Origin of the sequence: Corynebacterium sp. HMSC14B06 (assembly GCF_001807075.1) — a bacterium.
Taxonomy (GTDB): domain Bacteria; phylum Actinomycetota; class Actinomycetes; order Mycobacteriales; family Mycobacteriaceae; genus Corynebacterium; species Corynebacterium jeikeium_D.
This window is the reverse complement of record NZ_KV787358.1, coordinates 61205-83657: the sequence shown is the minus strand read 5'-3', so window position 1 is coordinate 83657 and position 22453 is coordinate 61205. Positions and strand designations below refer to the sequence as shown.

15 protein-coding genes and 1 pseudogene are annotated in these 22453 nt (G+C 55.7%); 4 read left to right on the top strand and 12 right to left on the bottom strand.

The window, feature by feature from the left end:
* Nucleotides 1-77 precede the first annotated feature (77 nt).
* A complete protein-coding gene (locus HMPREF3130_RS02085; protein ID WP_176719103.1) occupies nucleotides 78-662 on the top strand; it encodes an RNA polymerase sigma factor in 585 nt (194 codons plus the stop codon).
* Nucleotides 663-900: 238 nt separating this feature from the next.
* The gene (locus tag HMPREF3130_RS11030) at nucleotides 901-1533 is read left to right on the top strand and encodes a trypsin-like serine protease (RefSeq protein WP_083276317.1); all 633 of its coding nucleotides are present in this window, start codon (nucleotides 901-903) and stop codon (nucleotides 1531-1533) included.
* Nucleotides 1534-1706: 173 nt separating this feature from the next.
* On the opposite strand, the gene HMPREF3130_RS02080 is transcribed toward HMPREF3130_RS11030, so the two are convergent.
* The 8 genes from HMPREF3130_RS02080 to HMPREF3130_RS02045 form a co-directional block, all read right to left on the bottom strand.
* Nucleotides 1707-5357: a prealbumin-like fold domain-containing protein gene (locus HMPREF3130_RS02080; protein WP_070429231.1), complete on the bottom strand. Its 3651-nt coding sequence runs from the start codon at nucleotides 5355-5357 to the stop codon at nucleotides 1707-1709.
* Nucleotides 5357-6259, bottom strand: coding sequence for an isopeptide-forming domain-containing protein (locus tag HMPREF3130_RS02075; RefSeq protein ID WP_083276316.1), 903 nt, complete (start codon nucleotides 6257-6259; stop codon nucleotides 5357-5359). The genes HMPREF3130_RS02080 and HMPREF3130_RS02075 overlap by 1 nt, the downstream gene beginning before the upstream one ends.
* The gene (locus HMPREF3130_RS02070) at nucleotides 6252-7364 is read right to left on the bottom strand and encodes a class C sortase (RefSeq protein WP_083276315.1); all 1113 of its coding nucleotides are present in this window, start codon (nucleotides 7362-7364) and stop codon (nucleotides 6252-6254) included. Before HMPREF3130_RS02070 ends, HMPREF3130_RS02075 begins: the two co-directional genes overlap by 8 nt.
* Nucleotides 7365-7579: 215 nt before the next feature.
* Nucleotides 7580-9052, bottom strand: coding sequence for a SpaH/EbpB family LPXTG-anchored major pilin (locus HMPREF3130_RS02065; RefSeq protein WP_070429230.1), 1473 nt, complete (start codon nucleotides 9050-9052; stop codon nucleotides 7580-7582).
* 679 nt (nucleotides 9053-9731) lie between these two features.
* Entirely contained in the window at nucleotides 9732-10091 is a 360-nt protein-coding gene (locus HMPREF3130_RS02060) for a hypothetical protein (protein ID WP_070429229.1), read from the bottom strand.
* Between the two features lie 169 nt (nucleotides 10092-10260).
* A complete protein-coding gene (locus HMPREF3130_RS02055; protein WP_070429228.1) occupies nucleotides 10261-11028 on the bottom strand; it encodes a class F sortase in 768 nt (255 codons plus the stop codon).
* Between the two features lie 9 nt (nucleotides 11029-11037).
* The gene (locus HMPREF3130_RS11590; RefSeq protein ID WP_070429227.1) at nucleotides 11038-14067 is read right to left on the bottom strand and encodes a VaFE repeat-containing surface-anchored protein; all 3030 of its coding nucleotides are present in this window, start codon (nucleotides 14065-14067) and stop codon (nucleotides 11038-11040) included.
* Nucleotides 14068-15006: 939 nt separating this feature from the next.
* Nucleotides 15007-15654 carry a hypothetical protein gene (locus tag HMPREF3130_RS02045; RefSeq protein WP_049171148.1) on the bottom strand — a complete coding sequence of 216 codons (648 nt, stop codon included), beginning with the start codon at nucleotides 15652-15654 and terminating at the stop codon, nucleotides 15007-15009.
* 512 nt (nucleotides 15655-16166) lie between these two features.
* Here HMPREF3130_RS02045 and HMPREF3130_RS11025 point away from each other — a divergent pair.
* Nucleotides 16167-17365 (top strand): annotated as a pseudogene (locus tag HMPREF3130_RS11025) (IS3 family transposase); the annotation flags it as partial.
* 111 nt (nucleotides 17366-17476) lie between these two features.
* Nucleotides 17477-18400, top strand: a complete 924-nt coding sequence (locus HMPREF3130_RS02035) for a siderophore-interacting protein (protein WP_016421889.1) — start codon at nucleotides 17477-17479, stop codon at nucleotides 18398-18400.
* Here the strand turns inward: HMPREF3130_RS02035 and HMPREF3130_RS02030 are convergent.
* From HMPREF3130_RS02030 to HMPREF3130_RS02015, 4 genes are read right to left on the bottom strand one after another with little or no spacing between them, the layout of a single operon-like run.
* Entirely contained in the window at nucleotides 18397-19191 is a 795-nt protein-coding gene (locus HMPREF3130_RS02030) for an ABC transporter ATP-binding protein (protein ID WP_016421888.1), read from the bottom strand. The genes HMPREF3130_RS02035 and HMPREF3130_RS02030 overlap by 4 nt on opposite strands.
* Nucleotides 19188-20231, bottom strand: coding sequence for a FecCD family ABC transporter permease (locus tag HMPREF3130_RS02025; protein ID WP_042389055.1), 1044 nt, complete (start codon nucleotides 20229-20231; stop codon nucleotides 19188-19190). The genes HMPREF3130_RS02030 and HMPREF3130_RS02025 overlap by 4 nt, the downstream gene beginning before the upstream one ends.
* A 5-nt stretch (nucleotides 20232-20236) precedes the next feature.
* Nucleotides 20237-21232, bottom strand: coding sequence for a FecCD family ABC transporter permease (locus HMPREF3130_RS02020; protein WP_167389319.1), 996 nt, complete (start codon nucleotides 21230-21232; stop codon nucleotides 20237-20239).
* 51 nt (nucleotides 21233-21283) lie between these two features.
* Nucleotides 21284-22240 carry an iron-siderophore ABC transporter substrate-binding protein gene (locus HMPREF3130_RS02015; protein ID WP_016421885.1) on the bottom strand — a complete coding sequence of 319 codons (957 nt, stop codon included), beginning with the start codon at nucleotides 22238-22240 and terminating at the stop codon, nucleotides 21284-21286.
* Nucleotides 22241-22453 lie beyond the last annotated feature (213 nt).

Sequence of the window (22453 nt, the reverse complement as noted above, 5' to 3'; positions counted from 1 at the left end):
CTGCGTCGCCTCCTGCTTTTGCAGGTGAGGCCACGTGCAGCCAGGCGAATTATCTTTAGGTTTTAAGTTGCTAAGCTATGTCCATGACTCCCGCACGCCTCGTCTCTAATGACGAATACATCACGCAGCTGGCGCTGAAGGCCGGCCGCGGTGATCAGGCTGCGCTGACGGAGTTCGTGCGGCTGACCCAGAAGGACGTGTGGCGTCTGGTCGCACATCTGGGCGGCGTTGATGCCGCGGATGATTTAACGCAGGAGACGTATCTGCGCGTGATGGGGGCACTTCCCCGCTTTGCGGCGCGTTCTTCTGCCCGCACGTGGCTGTTGTCGCTGGCTCGGCGCGTGTGGGTGGATTCGGTCCGCCATGATTCGGCACGCCCAAAGAAGTCTGCGATGGAAGTGGAAAACGCTGCCGAGCAGTTCACGACCGGCGAATCGTGGTCAGAGCTCGCTGACGCCCGCGTGCTGCTGGAGCAGCTGCCGGAGGAACGCCGCGAGGCACTCATTCTGACGCAGGTGCTGGGTTACTCCTACGCGGAGGCCGCGGAAATCGCAGGTTGTCGTGTGGGCACTATTCGCTCACGCGTCGCCCGTGCGCGCCGCGATTTGGTTGCCGCGCTTGACGACGGCGACAGTGCCAGCGGCGACTCTGCAGCTGTGTAAACCCGCTCCCCCAATGGACGTTGATCTTTCTTCTACCCCATTTTTGGAACACTATCGCGCATGATTGCTCAGTTGAGCGTAGGTTCTGCCTTAACTGATAGTTTTATACATTTCCTTATATTCGCGATACGAAACGGGTATATGAACTGCCCCAGTACGCATACGTTCCATCTTTTCCGACGAGATTAGCTTTGTTTTGGGCCACCACCGACCAACTCACTGAGGAGCAGATTTCCCCATGAATAGACCTTCATGGATTTTCACTGTCACTGCCGTTATCACCGCTACAACCGGACTACCCGCCTACGCCGCCACCATTAACCAAGGTGATCCAGTAGTCATCATTCACGCTAATGGCCCACAAGCTAGTGTCTGTACAGCTGGCTATGTCGACAAAACCAATTCGCAAATCTACACAGCAGGTCATTGTGGACAAGAGGGAGACACAGTGACGGATGGGACATTTCAGAAAATTGGAGTTTTCCAACCGTCTCCCACATATGACCATTCACTAGATACGGGGAACGATATTGGCGTTGTCTCGCTTGACGACCCCGCTACTGCAGGCGTGAATTCGTATTCAGGCGACTCAATGCTATCCCCCACCGATGTTCAAACTGGCGAGACAGTCTGCATATACGGAAATACTACGGGGAAAGTTTCCTGCGGTTTAGCCGCTGATCGCGAGGCATACCAAATCGAGGACAACGCTCTACAGGTTCAAAACGTACAGGCTCAACGCGGCGATTCCGGAGGGCCTGTATGGGTTCCGGAGAAAGGTGCTGTCGGTGTTGTTTCAACTACCTGGAACATCATCGATGGGAACGGACAGAAGCTTGGTTCCTATATCACCGCTAATTCACCCTGGTAAGAGCGCTTTGTTTACGTAGGGCTTGTCATCCTCTGAGGTCACGTCACCCGACCGAGGAAAACAAGCCATCACCGATAGCCAAAGGCGAAAGCCCGCCTCTCCTACCGATTACTCAGTAGGAGAGGCGGGCTTGATTCGTCAGAGGGAATTGGCTCCCTCCGAATCCCTAGCTCTTAAGCGTTACGGCGTCGCATTGCGAAGACTCCGGCAGCTGCCAAAGCAGCACCAGCCATCGCCCACAGTGCCACACCGTTGCCACCAGTCTTAGGCATTTCGCCCTTGGTCACATCGGCAATCTGCAAAATGCCCACCTTCGAATCACACTCTGGAATGCCAGTCTTATCGCACTGATTTCCAGACACCGCGACACCGCCACCGGAGAGAACTTCGATAATCGCATTGCCCTTTTCATCCCACGCCGTGGAGAACTTAATGGGCTCAACGAGCAAGTTGTAACCCTGCGGTGCCTTAGTTTCAATCAGGTAGTAAACACCCGGCGCATCCAGGCCCTGGAGTCCAACACGGCCCGCAGTGTTTGTCTGAGACTGTCGCACTACTGGGTTCGTATCAAGGTTGACACTTCCGTCAGAATTCAAGTTCAGCGCGCCATTGGGGTCGGCACGGTGAACTGCAAACTCTGCACCGTCGAGCAGTCCGCCGGTTTGAATCTGATCCGGCGCATCCGGGTTGTAGCTGACCTTCTCCAAGAAGATTCCCATCTTCTTTTCTGGAGGGGTCAACGGGATGCAGTCGGTATCCTTCCAACCACCCATTTCTGCCTCATTCATAAGGCCAAAGTTGGGTTCGTAGAGACCATTCTCCTCATAGCAACGGTAGTTACCGGACGGCTCTGATGGGTGCCCTTCAGGCACAGATGTTTCATCCAACTTCGATGCGTCGAGAGTGAAACGAACAGTGACCTCATAGACATGCTTGCCGGTACTACCGTCAACACCTTCTGGTTTCGTAATCTTCGGAGTGTTGTTGCCATTTAATGCATACGGACCTGGGCCACGGAAATCCCTAGGCTCACTTAGGCGGTTAAATTCGTCGCGGAACACTACCGTTGCCCCGGTGACGGCCGCCGCACCGACAAACTTCGGCGTGTCTAGCAATTGTCCATAGACGACTTCGTTCGACTCGTATCCCGGAGTCTTGGGGTACTCCACGACCACGTTGTACCTTGCAGTAAATTCGTTTTGCGTGCCCGGTACCGGCTGAGGTTCTGTATCTACCGCAACCTTGTCTACGCAAGCTTCGGTGGAGACATTGTCCGCGTCACCCGGACCCGACTCGGAGTCTGTTGCGACGAGCTTCACACGGTTAGGGCTACATACCGTCTTAAGGTTGCCGTGTTCATCTGTACGCACTGGAGCGGATACAACGAATTCAACCTTTGCATGGGGAGGAATCGTACCGACATAGCCGGTCATGTATTTTCCTTCGCCGCCGGATGGTGCTTCCGCATTCATACCTGCCAAAATGCCACTGCCGGCACCAATCTGGTCCGGTCCAGGCTTACGCCCGTTGACCAACGAAGAACCGGGACCAAAGCCCTCGAACTTTGCGGTTGGGCCGCTCCTATTAATACCGAAATGAGTATCTGTTGGAAGGTACTCGTAGAAAGTGCCACCAGAGCTCGGGTGATCGCTTGTGTTTTCTACCGTAATCGTCCAGAAAGTCCTAGGTTCACCATTGATTATCTCCGTCTTCGAGCGGAGCTTCTTCACAGCGAGGTTTGATTGAAACTCTGGCGGTGGTGCCACCAGGCTAGAGGCAGCATCAGTATTGAACGAATCCGGAAGATTATTCAGAATGTTAACCAACTCAAAGGTCGGCTGGCTGGAGGAAGGATTATCAATCTTTAGCTCAAAACCATTTTGACCAGCCTGGTCACTACCCGCACCGAAACCTAGGTTTCCGTTCGAGTAAGTCCAAGCCTTACCCCACGATGCCGACGAAAACACAATTCGGCGACCATCGAGTGTGGTCAAATTGGACAAATCCCAGGTAGAAATTTGTCCTGTTGCAGTGTCGATGCGCTCCAGAATCACCCTATCCTTTGAACCGGCCTTACTCTGGAAGCCCCACATGTACCGTGGTGCGTCCGGGAGTACTGCCCAGTCCTCGGCAAATGAGATTTGGTTACCGAATACCCGCTCTGCTGTGGAATTGTCCGTGTTCACACGGTAGAACTTACGACTACCGGATGTTGACGCATTTGCCACAAAGTAACCATTTTCGGTCCAGACACCCGCATTCGAGAAGTCGCGGTCGCCTTCAGTTTCAAATGCGGTAGTTTGCGTTCCTGGCTTCTTAATCGGACCTAGGTTGTGTACTTCACCGGTTCCGGGATCGATTTGAAGCAGATTACCTGCCGGATAGCAGTTGTCACCATTCAGACCGCGCTTCTGACTTACTGCGTAGAGCCAGTTGTCATTGGGGTCATACATTAGGGAGTTATACACCCACGGCGAACGACCGACCTCATGGTAGGCCTTACCTTGATCAACTTGTCGGCTCAAAATCGAGGTATCGCGCTTAAGATCCTTCGGCGTACCAGTGACAACGTACACCGGGCTGCCGTAGGCAAACTCTTCTGCCGTCAGCTGACGCGGTGCAGCCTTGCGCACCACTTCCGTCTCTGGAGTCGGATTTTCACACTTCGGAATCGGCGGCGGCGTGGGAAGGTTGAACGTCGCCGAATATACGGTGTTGGTTCCGCCTCGATGCAGCCCCATAAACTGAATCTGCGCAGGACCGCCAATCGAGATCTGTGGCAGGATTACCTGGTACTTCTTATTGCTGATTCTTTTGTACGTAGCTTTGGTCTCGTACCATCCTCCATTCGTACCCGTGTAGTAAACAATCATGTCTGCCGAGTCCTTAGACATGTAACTATCAATGTTCGTTTCAAGAATGACTTCCGTGTCTTTGGGGAGAGTAATCGTCCCATTCGACAACTGGTCTGCGGGAATTACGAAGGTGGGAATGTAGCGACTGCCTTTGAGCACATACCCAGTACCGTTCGTATCTCCGTTATTCTTTGCAATCCTAAAGCTATAGGCGGCATCGGCTGCCGCAGGTGCCGCCATCCTCTGTGGCGCACGCTGCGGTTGTGCAGCACGAGGTGCCGCTACCGGATCATTAGCAGAGGGCTCTGACACCTCAAGCGGTGGCTCACCGGCCTCCACTCCCGGAACATCTGGTGCATCAGCCGCAACAGAGTCGTCTTCCCGCTCGACCCCGCTAGAAGACTCAGCTGGTTCAGCGGACTCCGAATTATCTGGCTTAGGGGTTTCAGAAGTCTGAGCAATCTCGCCTGATGCTGCTACCGACGTATCGCTGAAGATAGCGCCACTCGAAATTTCGGGGGTCTCAAAAACGAACGTTGCCCCATCGACGACCTTAGCGTTCAACCCCGTAATGCTGAACTTCACGGGATTCGAAGAAACATCGACCCCTAGATTGTCTCCCTCACGGAGAGCAATCTTTTTACCGTTGACGGTCAACGAATACTTGCCGTCGGCAAACTCCAAATCAGAGGCGCTATCTGCAGTGATCTCCATTCCGTTGAGAGTTGCATCACTGGCAAACTTTCCTTCAAACTTCGCGGTATCACCGCTGGTAACCGTTAACTGGTCGCCTGACGTCAACGCCACACCGATATCAGTGGTCTGCGCTTCCGCCACAACACCAGCCACCTCTGGCATACCTGCCGGCATGACAACACCAAAAGTGAGGGTCAGCGCCGCAGCGACCGACGCCATCACGCGCACATTTCGCCGCGCGGATTTCGGCTTGCTAAACATTGTCCAGGACATTAGCGTCCCTCACTTCCTTTATCTTTCTTCCTGCTCACCGCAATAATGATGAAGCCCGCACCAATTAATGCGGCAGCTGCCGCCACCAATCCAGCAACCTGCACACCTGTCAGCGCCAGAGAACCTGATGTCCCTGACGATGAAGACTGACCTTGACTTGAACCTGACGCCGATTCGCCGACCGGTTTCTTCGGAGGTTTGGTGGGCGTAGTAGTGGGCGTTGTCGCCGGAGTAGTCGTACCATCCTCCGGCGGCGTCGGAGGTGTGTCCGGCGGAGTCGTCGGCGGTGCCTTAGGTGGCGTCGTCGGAGGTGTCTTAGGTGGAGTTGTCGGAGGTGTTGTCGGTGGTGGAGTTTTACCTGGCGTATGCGACTTCGCTACGATGACGCCTTCGACCGGGTTGGGGTCTTCCGTCACTGTGTGGAAAGGTACCGCGACCAGGAAAGCGTTGATTTCACGGTAGTTACCGTCCGGCGCACTTGAGGTCACAAGGTAGATACCGTCGACAAGCCCGGAAAACTGAACCTCGCCGTTGGCATCTGTCACCTTGGAAAGGTTTAAGTCCTTGTTCCATTTTTGGATTTCGTCAAGGCGGGCCGATTCCACTCGCTTCATATCCGCTGGATTTTTGGGGTCAATCCCCTCCAACCGATCTAGGTGAATGGTCACTCCCTCAACGGAACCTGCGACAGTCTGACCGTCATCATCGGGGTTTCCCTTGGTCAAACGAATCTTCAGCACATTCGTGCCAACAGACTGCTCGACTCCCGCCACGCCGTCACGTCCTGCGACAGGGACAGCCTGCGCGATATCCGCACCTGCCCCAAGGCCAGCGCAGGTGAAAGCAAGCGCAATGGTTCCTGCAACTACGCTGTTCAGCCGGTTATCACGGTTATTAATCATTGTCATGCTCCCACCAGCGGTCTTCATCGTCTCCGTCTTGCTCGGAAGCTGATTGCGGTTGCGACGGATCCGATTTTTCAGCTCGCTTTCTCGTGCGCCTGTGGCGACCGCCAGCGCGATGGCTGGTAACGCTTTCGTCGGCCTGATCGCCGTCATAGTTATCAAAGGAATCTTCGGCCATATCGCCGTCGTGATTGTCTTCATCGAAGGTGTCGTCAATATCTTCCAGCTGGCGTTGACGCCATACCCACCAGGCAAAAGCGGTGCCAAGCACTAGCACGACTACAAGCAAGGTGTACATCCACCACTGCCAACCCGCACCGTGGGTCTGACTGAAAACTTCATCATCCGCTTCATTCAGCGGCACTTGATGGCCACGCACCAAAAGCCTGTGGGTGTTAATGCCATAGGGCGTACACGTAATAAGCGTGACGTAGTCCTGATTGGGCACAGGCCTCAAATCGTCAGTTTCGTGTGGCAGAACGACCTTAATTTGATCGACTACATACTTGAGCCGATGACCGGACACCTGAATATAAAAGGCGTCACCTTCACGGGCTTTGGCTAAATGGTCGAACATTGTTGAGTTCGACAGACCAGTGTGCCCAGTGATAATCGAATGCGTTCCGACGCCGCCGACCGGTAAATCGGATCCATACAAATGACCTAAACCACGTTGCAGGGTCTCATCCGAGGTTCCATGCAGTACAGGCAAATCTACATTGATGGATGGGAAAATGAACCGAGCCATCGCTTCGGTCTCATTTAGTTGATTTAAGTACTCTGCGTACTCGGGATTATCCGCATGGATGCGGTTCAACCACGGATCCAGGATTGGGCCGGTATCGCGACCCTCGTTGTACGCATGCGCCCGTTCCCACTGTGTGTTCTTCACATCTTGTGGAATGTCTTTATCCAATTGCGCATACGCTCGCGCGGCACGCGACGCATTCATGTTGTTCCATGCTGTCGACACCACCGGGTACAGCATGACCAACAAGCCGATTACAACAATAATTGCGGGCAGCGTAAGGCTTTTACGGGCCGGCTTTTCTGATTGCTGGCTAGCATCCAGCTCGACTACCGAAGCAGACGACTGTTCCACGGGACAACTCCCCAAAGATTCCTAAATACGCACAGCCTTCAACAGCCAGATACACCAAACCCGCCGCCAATTGCCACTGCGCAGACAACCAAAATCAATCACAACAGCAGCGCACTGACCACAGTGCGCTAGGCAAAGCAGGGTACACAACGCGTACCCTGCTTCACCGTCCTTAGAGCGGCTTTCGCTCTAAGGCACCGAGTACAAACTCGGATTTAGTTCTTCGATCCGCGGCGAGCGAACCATGCACCAGCTGCGACGATAGCTGCACCGATGGCAGCCAGGATGCCGACACCGGCGCCACCAGTCATCGGCAGGTTTGGAGTGTCCTGCTTGATGTTCTCAATCTCAGAAACCAAAGTGACCTCATCGTCACCCTCGCGCTCACCGGTTGCAGATACGTTGGCTCGAGTGAACTCAATCTCAGTGACATCCTTTTCCGGCAGTGCGTAGCCAGCAGGAGCCTTGGTCTCCTTCAGGCAGAACTTCTTGGTTGCCGGGGCTTCCTTGCCATCCTCGAAGTCGGTCAGGTGCAGACCATCAATGGTGATTGTGCCGTCCTCACCGGTGGTCCAGGTCTTCTCGTCCTTGACAGTTACCTGTGCACCCAGGTCAGATGCCGAGGTGCACTGGTAGAGCTCGAACTCAGCGCCTTCCAGGACCTTGCCCTTTTCCTCGCCGTCCTTCTTCACGACCTTCAGCTTGCCGTGGTAGGTCTCGACCTCATTGGTCTCGTTCTTGACCTCGTTACCGGTATTCGGGTTATTGAAGAAAACTTCACCCTTGTTCTTCAGCACAGTGGTGTCGCCAACCTCCTTGCGCTTAACCTCGAAAGTCAGCGACATCTTGGCACCGGGCTGAACCTTGGCCAGACCCTGATCGGTCAGCTTAACGACGAGCTTGTTTCCGTTCTCAGCCGGATTGTTGACATCGTAGTCACCGGCGCCCAGAACCGTGTCACCAGCCTTGACCTCGGTAACCTGCTGGAAGTCCAGGCGCTGATCCAGCTGATCCTCGAAGCGGAAAGCCTTCAGGCTCTTGCCCTCGCCCCAGGTCGGAGCGTCGGCGTTAATGGTGTAGGTGTAACCATCCTGGATGTGCTTATCCGCATCCTTGACGGTCTTCTCAGTCTTGGTCTCCGTGTTCTTCGGGTAAGCAACGACGTTGTAGTTCCACGCGTCAGATGCCTCATTGACCATCGGAACGGAAACGATGAACGGAGCACCAGTAACGATGCCGGCCGGAGCGTCTGTTTCCTCGACCAGGTAGATGCCCAGATCCAGGTCATCGAAGGCAGCCTTGCCATCGGCACCTGTGGTCTGTTCCTTGACGTCACCAGTCTTATTCTCATCCTTGACGTCTGCAGCCGACTTCGGGAAGGTTGACCAGTCACCATTCTGCAGGTCGTAGTTCAGCTTGGTGATCTTGTAGGTCACGCCAGCGAGCGGCTCGCCCGGTACGCCTTCCATCTCCTGGCCGGTAGCCGCAGTACCCGACTCATTACCCTTCTTCTTGTAGAGGGTGATCGAACCCTTCTTGCTGAAATCGATGTTTGCCTTGTTCACAGCCCCCTGCTCAACAGCAGGTCCTTCAGGCTGAGCAATAACAGCAGGAGCAGAGATACCCATAGACAGGCCGACGATTGCGGCGAACGTTACCGAACGAGCGGTACGAGAGAACTTATTCACGGAAACAGGTCCTTTACAACGGTCCAAAATGAAGCGGCACGCTTCAATACGTCTCGCGATTCACTTCAGACGGCGACATCGATATTCTCCGACCGCACAAAACTGATATTTTCCTTAAGAAAAGACCAGCCTGTCTAACCTTCTAAGCTTCAGCGTCATGAACTTTTATGTTTGTATGTTGAAACATTCCAGCTCAAGCCCATTGCCCGCTCGGTTAACAGCGCTCAGTGAACCGCTTATATATAACCTAACCGCTTAAGCATCTGACCGATACCCCAAGGAGAACGGGCCGCGACACCTGGGCATGAAAACCCTTCGCATTCACACTTCGTACTACCTCCGCGATAGCTCTTTGCACTGTTCGCGACGGGCTTTTGCCCATTCACCCAAAAAAGCGTCAAGATTTCCTCGATTTATCCCCCTTCCCCCAATCAGGGCTAACCAGTTGGTTTGTATCAATAGCTTTTACCCCCTACCGCTATCGTCGCAGCGCACGCCGGGCAAATGAGGGCTCATCAACCTTCTCGTATTTGCTGTCACGACAACGTCGTCAAGCGAAAGCAAAAGGACACCCTCAAAAACCAAGTAACGCCCCGCGACCCACCGCCTTGTGCTAGGACCTGTAAAAGCACAGAGACAGTAAGCGACACGGGGCGCGCTGTGGCGTCACAAGAGGCGTTTAGAGAACCGCCCAGTAGTGAACATCGTTGTAGCCGTTGAGCTTGAGGACGTCACCAACCTGATCGACCTTCTTCTTGCCCTCGGGGGTCATACCATCCGGCATGATCTGCACGTCAGCGCTGTGGTCACCGGTGAAGGTGATGTTGACGTAGTCCTTGCCATCGCGATGCTCAAGCTCGAAGACGTAGCGATTGACGGCCAGCTTGCCCGAGTGCAGGAACCCGCCCTTGCCCGGAGCGACAACTGCAGTGTCAGCGGAGGTTGCAGGTGCAGCTACCGCCTGTGCGGCAGTAGCAACCGGAGCGGCAAGCACGAGTGCGCCCACACCCCAGACACCGATTTTCTTCAACATGCTCATAGGTACTTCCTTATCTTCAGTGTTTCTGCAGTGTTTCTGCAGATTTGATTTGTGTTTTCTGCGACTGTCGGCGCCGCTGTTGTTCGACGGCGTTCAACAGCCGCAGCCAATGAAATTGGTCAATGAATTGAGGCTGCGCCCCAGTGCCCTAGTGCCCTAGCGCACTGGATTAGCGCACTGGAGTGGCCTCGACGATGATGTTGTCGGTGTATCCCAACGTGCCGCCGACGAACTCGCCTCCGCAGGTAATGAGGACCAAGCGGTTCTCACCAACTGCATCGTTGACAGCCTCGGGCATCTGAGCGCCCTTGACCACCTGGATTGGATCCTTGCTGACGGTGAAGTCTCGGCTTTCGCCATCTACCTTCACCGTGACAGTGTCACCAGCTTTCAGGTCAGCGAAACGTGCAGCGTAGCCATCGCCCTGGTCCACCTCATTGACGTGACCGGTAATGACGGACGATCCAGCTGCACCTTTCTCACCCGGGATTGCGGAAGCCGAGTACCAGCCAAGGCGCGAAACATCGGTCGGTGGAATCAGAGATCCTTGATCAGTCAGCTGAACGAAATCAATCGGAGCCGACTTACCATCAATGAGCATCTCCATCTCGTGCACAGCTCCCCGAGAACCCTGTGCTGGAGTGGGCAGATTCTCCTGCGCACCATCGAGCGTCGAATCATTGCGATTGATCTGGCCAATCACCAGCAGAGCGATAACGCCGATCAATGCGATAGCGGCGATATACACCCTTGGCTGCTTCCACCAAGGCACGTCCTGCAGGTCTCCGGCTTGGCCGTCGGCCTGGTCTTCGTCCTGGCCAAACGGATCAACGTGGTTGAGTGCGCCGGTTTCGGCCTCCGGATCGATGCCGGGCTCGTAACCTGGAGCATTTCCAGGTTCCTTTCCGGTCTCGTCCGAGCCAAACTGATCGGTCATGGAATCTCCTTAGTTCGTGGCTACCGTCGGCAGAGCGTGCGTAGCCAAACCGGTCGGGCCAGACGGAACCGAACTAATTGCACGTCGTTCCGAGTTCGGAGCCAACGGCTTTCCGTGGTTCTTCTGCTTATCCTGGCCAGTGCCTCCGATGATGGTGACGTTGGTGTTGTTCTGCTCCGAGTGCTGATTAATCACAGTGTTCGGGGTGGCAGTGTCGCTGGTCGGTGCGGAGGAATCGTCGTTAGGCGTGTTCTGCTCGCCCTCATCCTTCGGCTGCTCAGATGGCGTGTTCTCTGGGGTCTTGCCATTCGAGACAGTCTGCTCAGCAGAGTTGATGTCCTTGTGAACAGCAACTTCCTTGCCATTGGCATCGGTCAGAGTCTCGAAGACAACCTGAGAAGCGCAGTCGGCGTCAGTGATGATGATCGGAACATCAACCGTGCCTGCGGATGCCGTTGGCACAAAGTGCAGGCGGCTCCTAGCGCCAGTGGACTTGCCCGTCTCCTTGCACATCAGCTCACCGGTCAGGGTGTACTTCGTACCCGGCTTCAGACCGGTGAAGTGCACGGTGTCGATGACGACAGCGCCCTTTTCAACCAGACCCTTGCCGGCAATACCGGCAGTAGTCGTGATGGCTGGGTTGTCCTCAGACTGCGCTGGGGTGCTTGGGTGGTTTGGCTTGCTCGGCTTCTCCGGCTGGGCAGGCTTGATCGGCTTGCTCGGCTTTTCCGGCTGGGCAGGCTTAGTCGGCTTGCTCGGCTTCTCTGGCTGAGCAGGCTTGGTCGGCTTGCTCGGCTTGCTCGGCTTTTCCGGCTGAGCAGGCTTAGTCGGCTTGCTCGGCTTGCTCGGCTGAGCGGGCTTAGTCGGCTTGCTCGGCTGAGCGGGCTTAGTCGGCTTGCTCGGCTTTTCGGACTCGGACGTAGACGGAGTTGTCGTCTCAGACGGCTCTTCCGGCTGTGTCGTCTCCGGCTGCTCGGACGGCTCATCCTCGCTCGGAGTTACCGGAACGGTGGACGTGGTCGGCTCAGTCGAGCTGGTCTCCGGTGCGGTCGTCTCCTCGGACGGAGTTTCGCTTTCCTCAGTCGGGGTGTCTTCCGGCTTCTCCGGAACCTCTCCAGTCACGGTCTGGCTTGCGTCATTGATATCTGCGTGGTCAGCGATCTCATTGACCTGACCAGCGCTTTCCTTACCAGTCGAGTCGACCTCATCAGAGGTCAGGTGCTCGAACACGACAGCCTCAGCAACAGGAGTCTTAACAGAGTCAGACACCTCAAGAGTGACAGTCACAGTACCGCTTGCCGACGTCGGCTTGAACGTCGCCTCGCCATGACCAATCACAGAGCCATCAGCCTTATTAACCAGTTCACCGGAGAGGGTGTAGTTCTTACCAGGCACCAGGCCCTCGAAATGCACGGTGTCGACAACCTTGGCATTAGCCTCAATGCGGTTGCCCTGAAGCTCGGCTACCGTGCGCAGCTCCGGCTCCAGCGGCGTATCAGCGGGTTCGCTCGGCTTAGACGGTTCGGTAGTCTCAGTCGGCTCCGTCGGTTCCGTGGTCTGCGACTCAGTGCTGTCAGTCGGCTCGGTCGGTTCCGTCGGAGCGGCCGGCTTCGTGGACTCGGAGGTGTTAGGAGTAGTCGTCGATGAGCTCGGCTGCTCTTCGCTTTCCGACGTCGTCGGAGTCTCAGACTCACTGGTCTCAGAAGTAGTGGTCTCGCTGGACGACGGCTCCGTTGTCTCTTCGGTCGTCTCCTCGGTTGTCTCTTCGCTCGTCGGGGTCTCTTCGGAGGTCGACGGCTGCTCCGGCTTTTCGCCGTGAACGGTCTGAGCTGCGTCGTTGATGTCCTCGTGGGTAGCGATTTCTACCCGCTGACCATCGGTGTTGTCCTGGCTATCGGCGGTGACCTCTGTCGAGGTCAGCTTTTCAAATGCAACAGCAGCGGTAACCGGCTCATCTACATCATCGGAGACGGTAATCATGACAGCCTGCTCACCCGAAGAGGTCTCCGGAGTGAATTCCACGCTGCCGGTCCCCAAGATGCGATCAGCATTGGTCTTGTCCACCAGGGTGGCGTCCAGGCGGTAGTTCTTACCCGGAACCAGGTCGGTGAACTTCACGATGTCCTTAACCACAGCGCTCGCAACAATCTTGTTGCCGTTCAGGCGAGCCTGAGTGGAGATCGACGGCTTACGCGTGGTCGGCTTCTCCGGCTCGGACGGCTTGGTCGACTCGGACGGGGTCGTGGTCTCCGCAGGCGTGGTCGGAGTAGTCGGCTTTTCCGGTTCGGTTGGCTGCTCCGGTTCAGACGGCTTCGTCGGCTCTGCCGGAACTTCACCGGAAGACGGAGTGACATTGTCAATCACAATGATGTCTTGTTTCTTACCATTGTTGAAAATGTAGCCAGTGCGGTTCGTGCCATCGACAGTGCCCTGACCGACGTTAGCCGGACCAGTGAGGTAGTCGTAGACAGCCTTCGTCGATGGGTTGTGAATGCCCTGGGAGAAGTCAATGCCATCGGAGAAGTGCCACAGAGCGAATTGAGTTGCGTTATTGGCGTCCAGCACTTTCAGACGTCCTTTAACTCCAGCCGCCTTCCCCAGTTCATCCAAACCAACAGCTGGAGAACCGTGGTGCGCAATCCAGTTGAGCTTCCGGTATCGGTCAAAGTCGTTCCGCAGCTTGTTATTGGTATCTGTACTGCGCGAGAACTGACTGAAGTTCTGTACACGACCGGTGTCATAAAGATCACCGGCGACGCTGGCCTCAATGCAGTAACCCATTTTGTGGCTACCAAATGGAGTTGCCGCCTCGTCAAATGCCGCAATGAGTGGCCCAAAATCACGGACATTTCCATTGGCTTCAACACCCTTAACTGTTCCAGGAACACTCAAAATCTTCTGGATCGTCAGGGTTTCGCCAGTGTCTTCTGCCTCCTGCGCATGCGCAATTATTGGAGATTTAGCGAAGAAAAGAGCGAGCACAGCCACGAAGCTAAAAAGCGCCAACCAGCGCTTCTCGTTTGTAAAACGACCGAACATGAGCCCTCCCCCTTCCTTCGATTTCAGTGCGTTATACACCTTTCGCTACCTTTCCAGCCTTCAATTAACAATCAATGACCACGCATAAGCGTCTCCAGCCCCCATCACAGGTAGCCCAGTTGACATCGCCTTCTAATTCTCATTTATAGCGTTGGCCGTCCCCGAATATAACAAATACATTTTATGTTTGTTGAGCCATTTAATTGCCACCCCTATTGTCTTTTATTTCAATGTCAATAATTGTTGTTTGCATATTTTTTCTGGGGTGGACATTTGGACACCACACACATGCCGAAGTTCCACCTTTCGCCACGACACCTAGCCATTCAACCCATAAAATCACGATTAACCTGCGCATATGAAGTTTTTTCAATGAATCCCCGCCCATTAATTTGGGTTAGAATGTCTCCCATGTCACGATTTTCATAATTGTGAGTTACGGCACAAATGACACCCCACCCCCACCTGATGAAAATGCAAGCCAATAAATCTCTAAGAGCAAAAATGATGTCTCAAGACTATTTACAAAAGAATCCCCGGACATCATTTAATAAGCCACATAATTGTGTGCTAATTGCGGCTGCATAAATAATCGCCTCTCCGCCCCAACCTCTCCATCCGCGGTTAATAGACAAAAATGGGTCTGATTCACGGCATTCCAACAGATCACGTTATGTAAAACGCGACTGAATAGGGGACTGCAAATGTGAAACTGTGCGAGTTTATGACGCTTTCAGGACCATTTTTTGGCCATTTTTGACATAAACGCAGTCAGTAACTCGGATCGACCCAACGTCGCCAGCTATAAACACAAAAAAGCGCCTCCCCACTCCGCAAGGAGTGAGAAGGCGCTCGTGCGCTGTTACGTATTAATAGCCGCGAGAGCTAATAGCTGCGCAGTGTCATTGTAGTGCAGTGCCTAAGTCAGCTTAAACGGCCTTAGATAGCCTTTGCACCGGTGAGGTCCAGGTCGACTGGCAGGTTGTCACCCGCACCGTCCTCGGCCAGCAGGCCACCCTGGTTGTTGCCGCCGGTCTGGGCACCCTGCTCCTGGCCGCCAGTCTGGAGGCCACCCTGGTTCTTACCACCGGTCTGCAGGCCCTGCTCCTGGCCGCCAGTCTGAAGGCCGTTCTGGTTCTTACCGCCAGTCTGGAGACCCTGCTCCTGGCCACCGTTCTGCAGACCCTGGTCGCCACCGACGTTTTGCAGGCTCTGGTCCTGGCCACCGGTCTGGAAACCGGACTGACGCTCACCAATCTGGCCCTTGTCGTTAACCTGGTCGCCGCCGACCTTGTCGCCCTTGTCCAGCTTGTCGCCGCCAATCTGGTCTCCGCCGTTCAGCTGATCGCCGCCAGCGTTCTGGAGACCCTGGTTGCCGCCAACGTTCTGCAGAGCGTTGTCCTGATCGCCACCGACGTTCTGCAGACCCAGGTTGCCGCCCTCAGTCAGAGAGTGGAAGTTCGGGAACAGTGAGTCGACCTGAACCAGTGGGCCCTCCGGGAAGTTCACGTTGAACTCAGGTACCGGCAGCGGAGCCGGTGCTGGCAAGGAGGAAATCAGTTCGCAGATATTGCACAGGTTATCCATGATGATCCTTTAGAAAAATGAAGTGTAGATAAATGGTGTGGCGCGATGCCCAGAGCTGAAGGTAAAGGGCTTCTCGCCTTCTCCTTTGCGGCCACTGCCGTGCTCACACGAAAACCGTACCGGTGATGAAAAACGGTCACAATATAGAAATTCGACCCACTTCAGCCAGGAAATTGGAAACAGAATAACGGCAAAATTTAACCTGCACTTATGCCCAAACGTCGCATGTCACGGGTCACATTGCTAGCCGTTTGGTCACCCCAAACCAGGCTCGCCTTTTCCAGCAGAAAAGCCTCGGCACCTAATGAACTGCTCCCCATTAGTTGGACTGAGAAATCAGTTACCGACTAGTGGGGAGTAGTTGTCATTGAGAGCACGAAGTTCGCTAAGTGAATATCAGCGCGAGCAGTTGGTTGAACTATTTGAGCAGGGCATGGGTTATACAGCCGCTGCTAATGCTCTGGGTGTCTCCAAACACGCTGTGCGCCGGCTCTATTGTCGGTTTGTGCTGCATGGCAGGCTATGTCTTGTGGAGAAACCGACTAAGCAGCAGTATTCGTTTGAGATTAAGAAGGAAGTTGTCCAACGCCACCTTGCTGGCTAGACAGCGATGGATCTTGCGCGTGAATTTGGCCTGTCATCACAGCAGCTGGTCCGCGGGTGGTCGTGGAAATGGCGCAAAGACGGCGATGACGCGTTGAAACCGAAGCCGAAGGGCAGGCCCAAAGGATCGGTCACGCCGAAGCCGCTGTCGGAGGAAGACAAGCTGCGTGGCGAAAACGAACGGTTGCGGGCCGAAAATGCCTATCTAAAAAAAATTGCGGGACTTGAGGAATCAGGGACGCGCCTGAAAGTCCAGGCGATTGTCATCCTCAAGTCGCACCACCGCTTGGAGTACCTCCTAGAGGCAGCAGGTATCCCACGGTCGACGTTCTTCTACCACCAACAACGACTCAGTAAGCCAGATAACCACGCCGTTCTCAAGCAAGCGATTCGGGAAAGCTTCGAGCGTAACAAGCATCGCTACGGCTACCGACGAGTGCTACTTGACCTGCGTAACCAGGGCTGGGTGGTCAACCACAAACTCGTCTACAAACTCATGTGCGAGATGGGGCTTCGAGCTAAGATCCGCCAACGTAGACCTTATGTTTCCTACACCGGGACGATCAGCCACATTGCCGACAACAAGCTTGACCGCAAATTCACCCCGGATCAGCCAAATACCGTCTTTGTCAGCGACGTCACCGAGTTCAGGGTTGCAGGCCGCAAGGTCTACCTGTCACCGGTGATGGACTTGTTCGACCGTTCAATCGTTGCCCACACTGTGGCTACATCGCCGTCGACAGCGTTGACCACCGATTCTTTGTCCAAGGCGATCGCGGCGTGGGCACCTGAACCCGGGTGGATGATGCACACCGATCAAGGTTTCCAGTACCAGCATGCCTCGTGGCGTGACCTGATTGGCGACAACGGTGGTGTTCAGTCGATGTCGCGTAAAGCCAACTGTTACGACAACGCGGTCATGGAGAACTTCTTCGGGCACGTGAAAACCGAGATGTACCACGGTGAAGTCTTCGACACGGTCGCAGAGTTCAACCAGGCGATCGATGAGTACATCGGGTGGTACAACACCGAACGCGTCCAACAACGACTCAAGGGCCTGACCCCGATGCAATATCGAAATCAGACCCTTGAAGCCCTAACCGCCTAGAGTTAAACCAGTCCAACTTTCGGGGACCAGTTCACCTCGGATCCCCGCGGGGCTTTTTCTGCCCCTCACCCTTTCACTTTTGCTTTAGGTAAGGGTAAGTTAACTCCCACTATGACCTCGAACCCAGTTACCCTGAACACTCCGACGAACACTTCCGCCTACCGCGCGGCCTTTTCTGACCACCTACTCTTGGCCGCCCCTTCTGAACCGCACCATCGAATCATCCGCGCCACTGTTTATGACGTCAGCGCCCCGGCAGAAAACCTGCAGAGGATTGTCATCCGCTCCCCCGAGCTAGTCGGCTTTCAGCTTTCCGGCCCGGACGAATTCTTTGGCCTCTTTATGCCGGCTAAGCCCGGCGAGAATCTCCATTTACCCCTCCACGGAGGTGGCGCCAATATCCGCGCAAGCGTTACAGCCATGCCGGAGACCCAACGCCCAAATTTACGTTGGTACACCGTACGCTCACTCGATCCCGAGTGCGGACAGATAACTTTCGACGTGGCGACACATGGCGTCAAAAATCCAAAGGATGAGCACGTCGGACCAGGGCTCGCCTGGGCTCTTGCAACTCGTGTTGGCGACCAGGTAGGCATCTGGACATGCCAGGGCCTCTGGCACCGCGCGCAAAGTTCACAAACACTTATCGCAGACCCATCTGCCGTACCTTCCGTTCGCGCCATTTTGGATTACGCGGATGCGTTTGCCCCGGAACAGTTGCGCGACATACACCTCGTAGTGGTCGCCGAGAACCATGGTGACCTCGAGCCATCCCTCGTCGCCGACTGGGAGAGCAAGCTGGGCAGCCTAGAAGTGCTGTTTAGCGCTACAACGGACTTCAGCACGGCAGTGATGTCCCACCTACAGCAACTGGACCGTGCCGAACACCCCGCAACACAGTCGAAGTACGTCTGGGTCGCGGGTGAAGGACAGCTCTGCAAGGAAGTACGGCGCCACGCAATTCACACCTGGGGCCTCAATAGCGAATCCGTGCAGTGGTGCCCCTATTGGTTCCTAGGCAGGGCACGGCCTTAATTAGCCACAATCCCTCGCGGCACAATAATCGGAGCCATACCGCGGGGATCTTCCCACACCTCGGCATTCAGGCCATATGCCTCGCGCAACACATCCACCGTCAGAGCCTCCTTTGGAGAACCCTCGGCGATCTTTTCCCCTTCCTTCATGACGATCATCTCGTCGCTAAAAGCTCCCGCCAGGCCAAGATCATGAAGTACGGTAATCACCGTCTTGCCCTCTTGAGCGAGCTCCCGCACGATACTTAGAATCTCTATCGCATGTGCCGGATCTAGGTAGGTAGTCGGTTCGTCCAACAGCACAATTGGCGTATCCTGCGCCAACACCATCGCCATCCAGACCCGCTGCCGCTGGCCGCCAGAAAGCTCCGCCACGTCGCGGGCAACAAGATGGTCAACCTTCGTCTTCTTCAGCGCCTCGCGCACTTTTTCTTTATCTTCTGACGCCGTCGCTCCCCCACCCCAGAGCGATCGACGATAAGGGTGCCGTCCGCGCTCCACAAGTTCTCCAACGGTCAATCCCGCCGGACACAGCGGGTGTTGTGGCAAAAGCGCAATTAGTTGGGCGGCTTCGCGCGACCGCAAACTATGCACGTCCTTTTTCTCTACAAGAACCCGTCCTTCGGCGGGAGCAAGCAGCCGAGAAAGCGTCTTGAGCAACGTCGACTTGCCACAACCATTGGGGCCTAAGAGCGTGGTGACCTTCCCGGGCTCTGCAGTGAAAGACACGTCCTTAACAATGCTTGGGCCGTCGTTGTAGCCCACGGTGACGTGATCAACTTGAACGTTCATTGAACCATTCCTTTCAGAGTTCCGCGACGGGCCGCCAACCACACAAGCAACACCAACGCGGGGCCACCGATGATGGCGGTAACCAAACCCACAGGGGATGTAAATGGCAGTGCGCCCGCCACGACGGCGCACGCAGCTAATAGAGCAGCGCCTGCAAAAGTAGAGCACAACGGATGGGGCGTGGGCGTTCCGGCCACCAGCTTGGCCAGCTGAGGAGCCAATAGTGCCACGAATCCAATTGGGCCGACAAAGGAAACCACCACCGCGACAATGCCCGTTGCGGCAATGAGCAAAATAGCGCGCACCCTCGTGACATTTACCCCAAGTGTGGACGCGGTGGCGTCATCATGAGAAAGAAGAGGGACATCGCGCGTAACACAAAGGCCTAAAACTACGAAGGGCAACAGGCCCAACACCATAGGAAACAAAGCTTCCATACGCACAAAGCCGGTAGACCCAGCGAGCCAAGTTTGGGCATCCGTGGCACGAGTTAAGTCAGCCCGGAGCAGGAGATACTGCACTAAAGACTGCGTGAGGAAAGACAGTGCCAGGCCGATGACCACTACGCGCTGCGACGTCCCGAAGCCACCGAGTAGAACGAGCAAACCAACGATCACTAGTGCGCCAAGCAAAGCGAGTGCAGCACGCCACCAGAACGTCGGCACCCCCTCACTCCATGCAGGGCGGGTAACTACGGTGCCCGCCACAACCAAAACCGCCGCGCCGCCGGATACACCGAGAATGTCCGGGCTGGCCAGCGGATTGCGGGCCATGGTCTGAGTCCACGCACCTGCCAGCCCTAGAGCCGCGCCGACCAGAACGGTAGCGATTGCTACAGGCAGGCGGAGATCCCACACCACGTTGATTGCTTGCTGTGTGCCCCCACCGGTGAGAACCTCGATGACTTCCATCGGGCTGAGCTTCACCGCTCCTTGCCCCAGGATTAAGCAGTAACAAAGAGCCGCTATGAGGGCGAACCCTGCCGAAGCCGCCAGGACGCGTCTGCTTCGTGAACGCTTAATACTACGGATAGACGTCATATCGCTCATATCGTCAGCTCCGAGTCATTCGAGGTCGGTGAACTCTTCTTACGTCGCACCGCCAGAATCATCACTGGGGCACCGACAATAGCTAAGACAATGGACATTTCCAGCTCGTTAGGCTGCAGGACGAAGCGGCCCACAATATCGGCTAGCAACACAGCCGCGCCACCAACAATGCCGGTCGGCAGCAAGAGGCGAGTCAGGGACGGGCCGGTAAACGGGCGTAGTAGGTGTGGCACGGCGAAGCCCACGAATGTCACAAGCCCCACAGTGGCTGTCGCCGAGCCGGCGAGGATGATCACCGCTGCGGCAGCCAACAAGCGGGTTCTCGTGGGCGAGCTGCCAAGGGAACGGGCGGAGTCCTCTCCCATCGCAAGTAGATCCAGCGGGCGTGCTGCAAGCGCACCACATAGAGCACCTAGTGCTAGACCTAAAGCAGCTAAGGCCACGTCTTCCATACCCCGCCCAGCTGTAGAGCCAACGGTCCAGCGGCGGAGCCCTTCCAGGGTGTCGGAAGAATAGAGGCTCAGCATATTCGTGGCCGCTTGCAGGGCGAAGGTAACTCCCACGCCCACGAGTACCAGAGTTAGCGGGTTACGCGATACGCGGGAAATCAACAGCACGATTGAGGCAGCGACGGCCGCCCCGACGAGCCCTACAAGTGTCCGCTCCCCGACCGTCGTTGCCCAGCCCAAGGTCAGTGCCGCAGCGACTGCGAAACTTGCTCCAGCGTTCACGCCGATAATGCCGGGATCTGCCAGGGGGTTGCGGGTCCAGCTCTGAGCAATGGCACCCGCCATAGCCAGGGCTGCGCCTGTGATCACAGCCAAGAGGGTGCGCGGAACGCGCAAGTCCCAAATGATGCCGGATTGCGTAGATGGGTGCGGACCATGCATGAGGATGCTGGTCACTTCGCCAATGGAAAGATCTTTGGAACCCAAGTACAGGGAGGCAAGCAGCAGCAAAGCCAAGCCAACGAGTGCGGCCGAAGTAAGCAAACGCCGGGAAAACACCAAAGAATGTCGAGTTCTTGAAACGGACACTTTCAATTAAATTGCGTCAGAGAACTTGTCGACTGCCCAGGGGATGGTCAATGGGTTCGGCATACTCATTGCATTGCCCACGTTTTCGTCCATCCAGCGGACCTTGCCTTCGCGAACAACGTCCAGCTTGCTGAATGTTGGATCCTTCTTCAAGGTATCGGCGGCACCCTGGTAATCAAGGATGAAGAGGTAATCGACGTTGTTGAGGTCGCTGTAGTTCTCAGGTGCGATGTCGCGGTAGAACTCGCCCCCGTTACCTTCGAGCTCCTTCGGGATCTCGAAGCCCAGACTCTTGATAAACTGCCCGCGACCGTCACCGGAGGTGTACAGGCCGATCTTTCCCTGATAAGGCATGACGATAGCCGCACGCTTGCCTTTGAGCTCAGGGTGCTGCTGTTGGAAATCATCGAAGGCCTTCTGCGTTTCTTCGACGAGTTTGTCGCCTTCTTCTTGCTTGTCTACAGCGCCGGCGATCTGGTTGACCTGATCCCGCCAGGGGATCTGCCAGTCCGTGGCACCGTCTGGCTTAACGGTGGTTGGGGCGATGTCATTAAGCGCCTTCTTCGCCTGCGCGTCTACGGCAGAGTTCACCGCAATGATCTTGTCCGGATCAGCGGCGGAGATCTTCTCCAGGATTTCAGCAGTGAATCCGTTGGCAGTACCGTAAACCACTTCAGGCTTGTTGTCGCCGAGCTTTTCGGTAGCCCATGGGCCGACGCCAGATGCATCAACATCTCCCTCAGCACCCCAGGGCGCTACGAGGACTGGTTGGATGCCTAGAGCGAGCAAGGTATCGCTGTCTCCCAGGCCAACTGCGGCGATGCGCTCGTCCCCGGTGCCCTCATTTTTTGACGCCGCCGCGTCGTCGCCTCGGGAGCAACCAGACAGAACAAGAGTGGATGCTGCCAAGACAGCGGCGGTCTTCAGCGCCGCTCGACGGGTCAGCGAATTGTTTCGAAACATGTGAAAACCTAACGCGTAAGGAACTCTTTGAAACGCTGTAAAGTACCCGTAGCCCCAAGAGACTGATGGCCTCTTTCGGCTACGGCCAACACAGCAATCGAGCCTATATTACACAGGTAAGGCTAACCACACAACAGGCTACCCTAAATTAGTCCGCTTCCTGCTCGGCCGCTACCGACTCCATCGCCGCCCTGGCCACCGTCGCCACGCTGG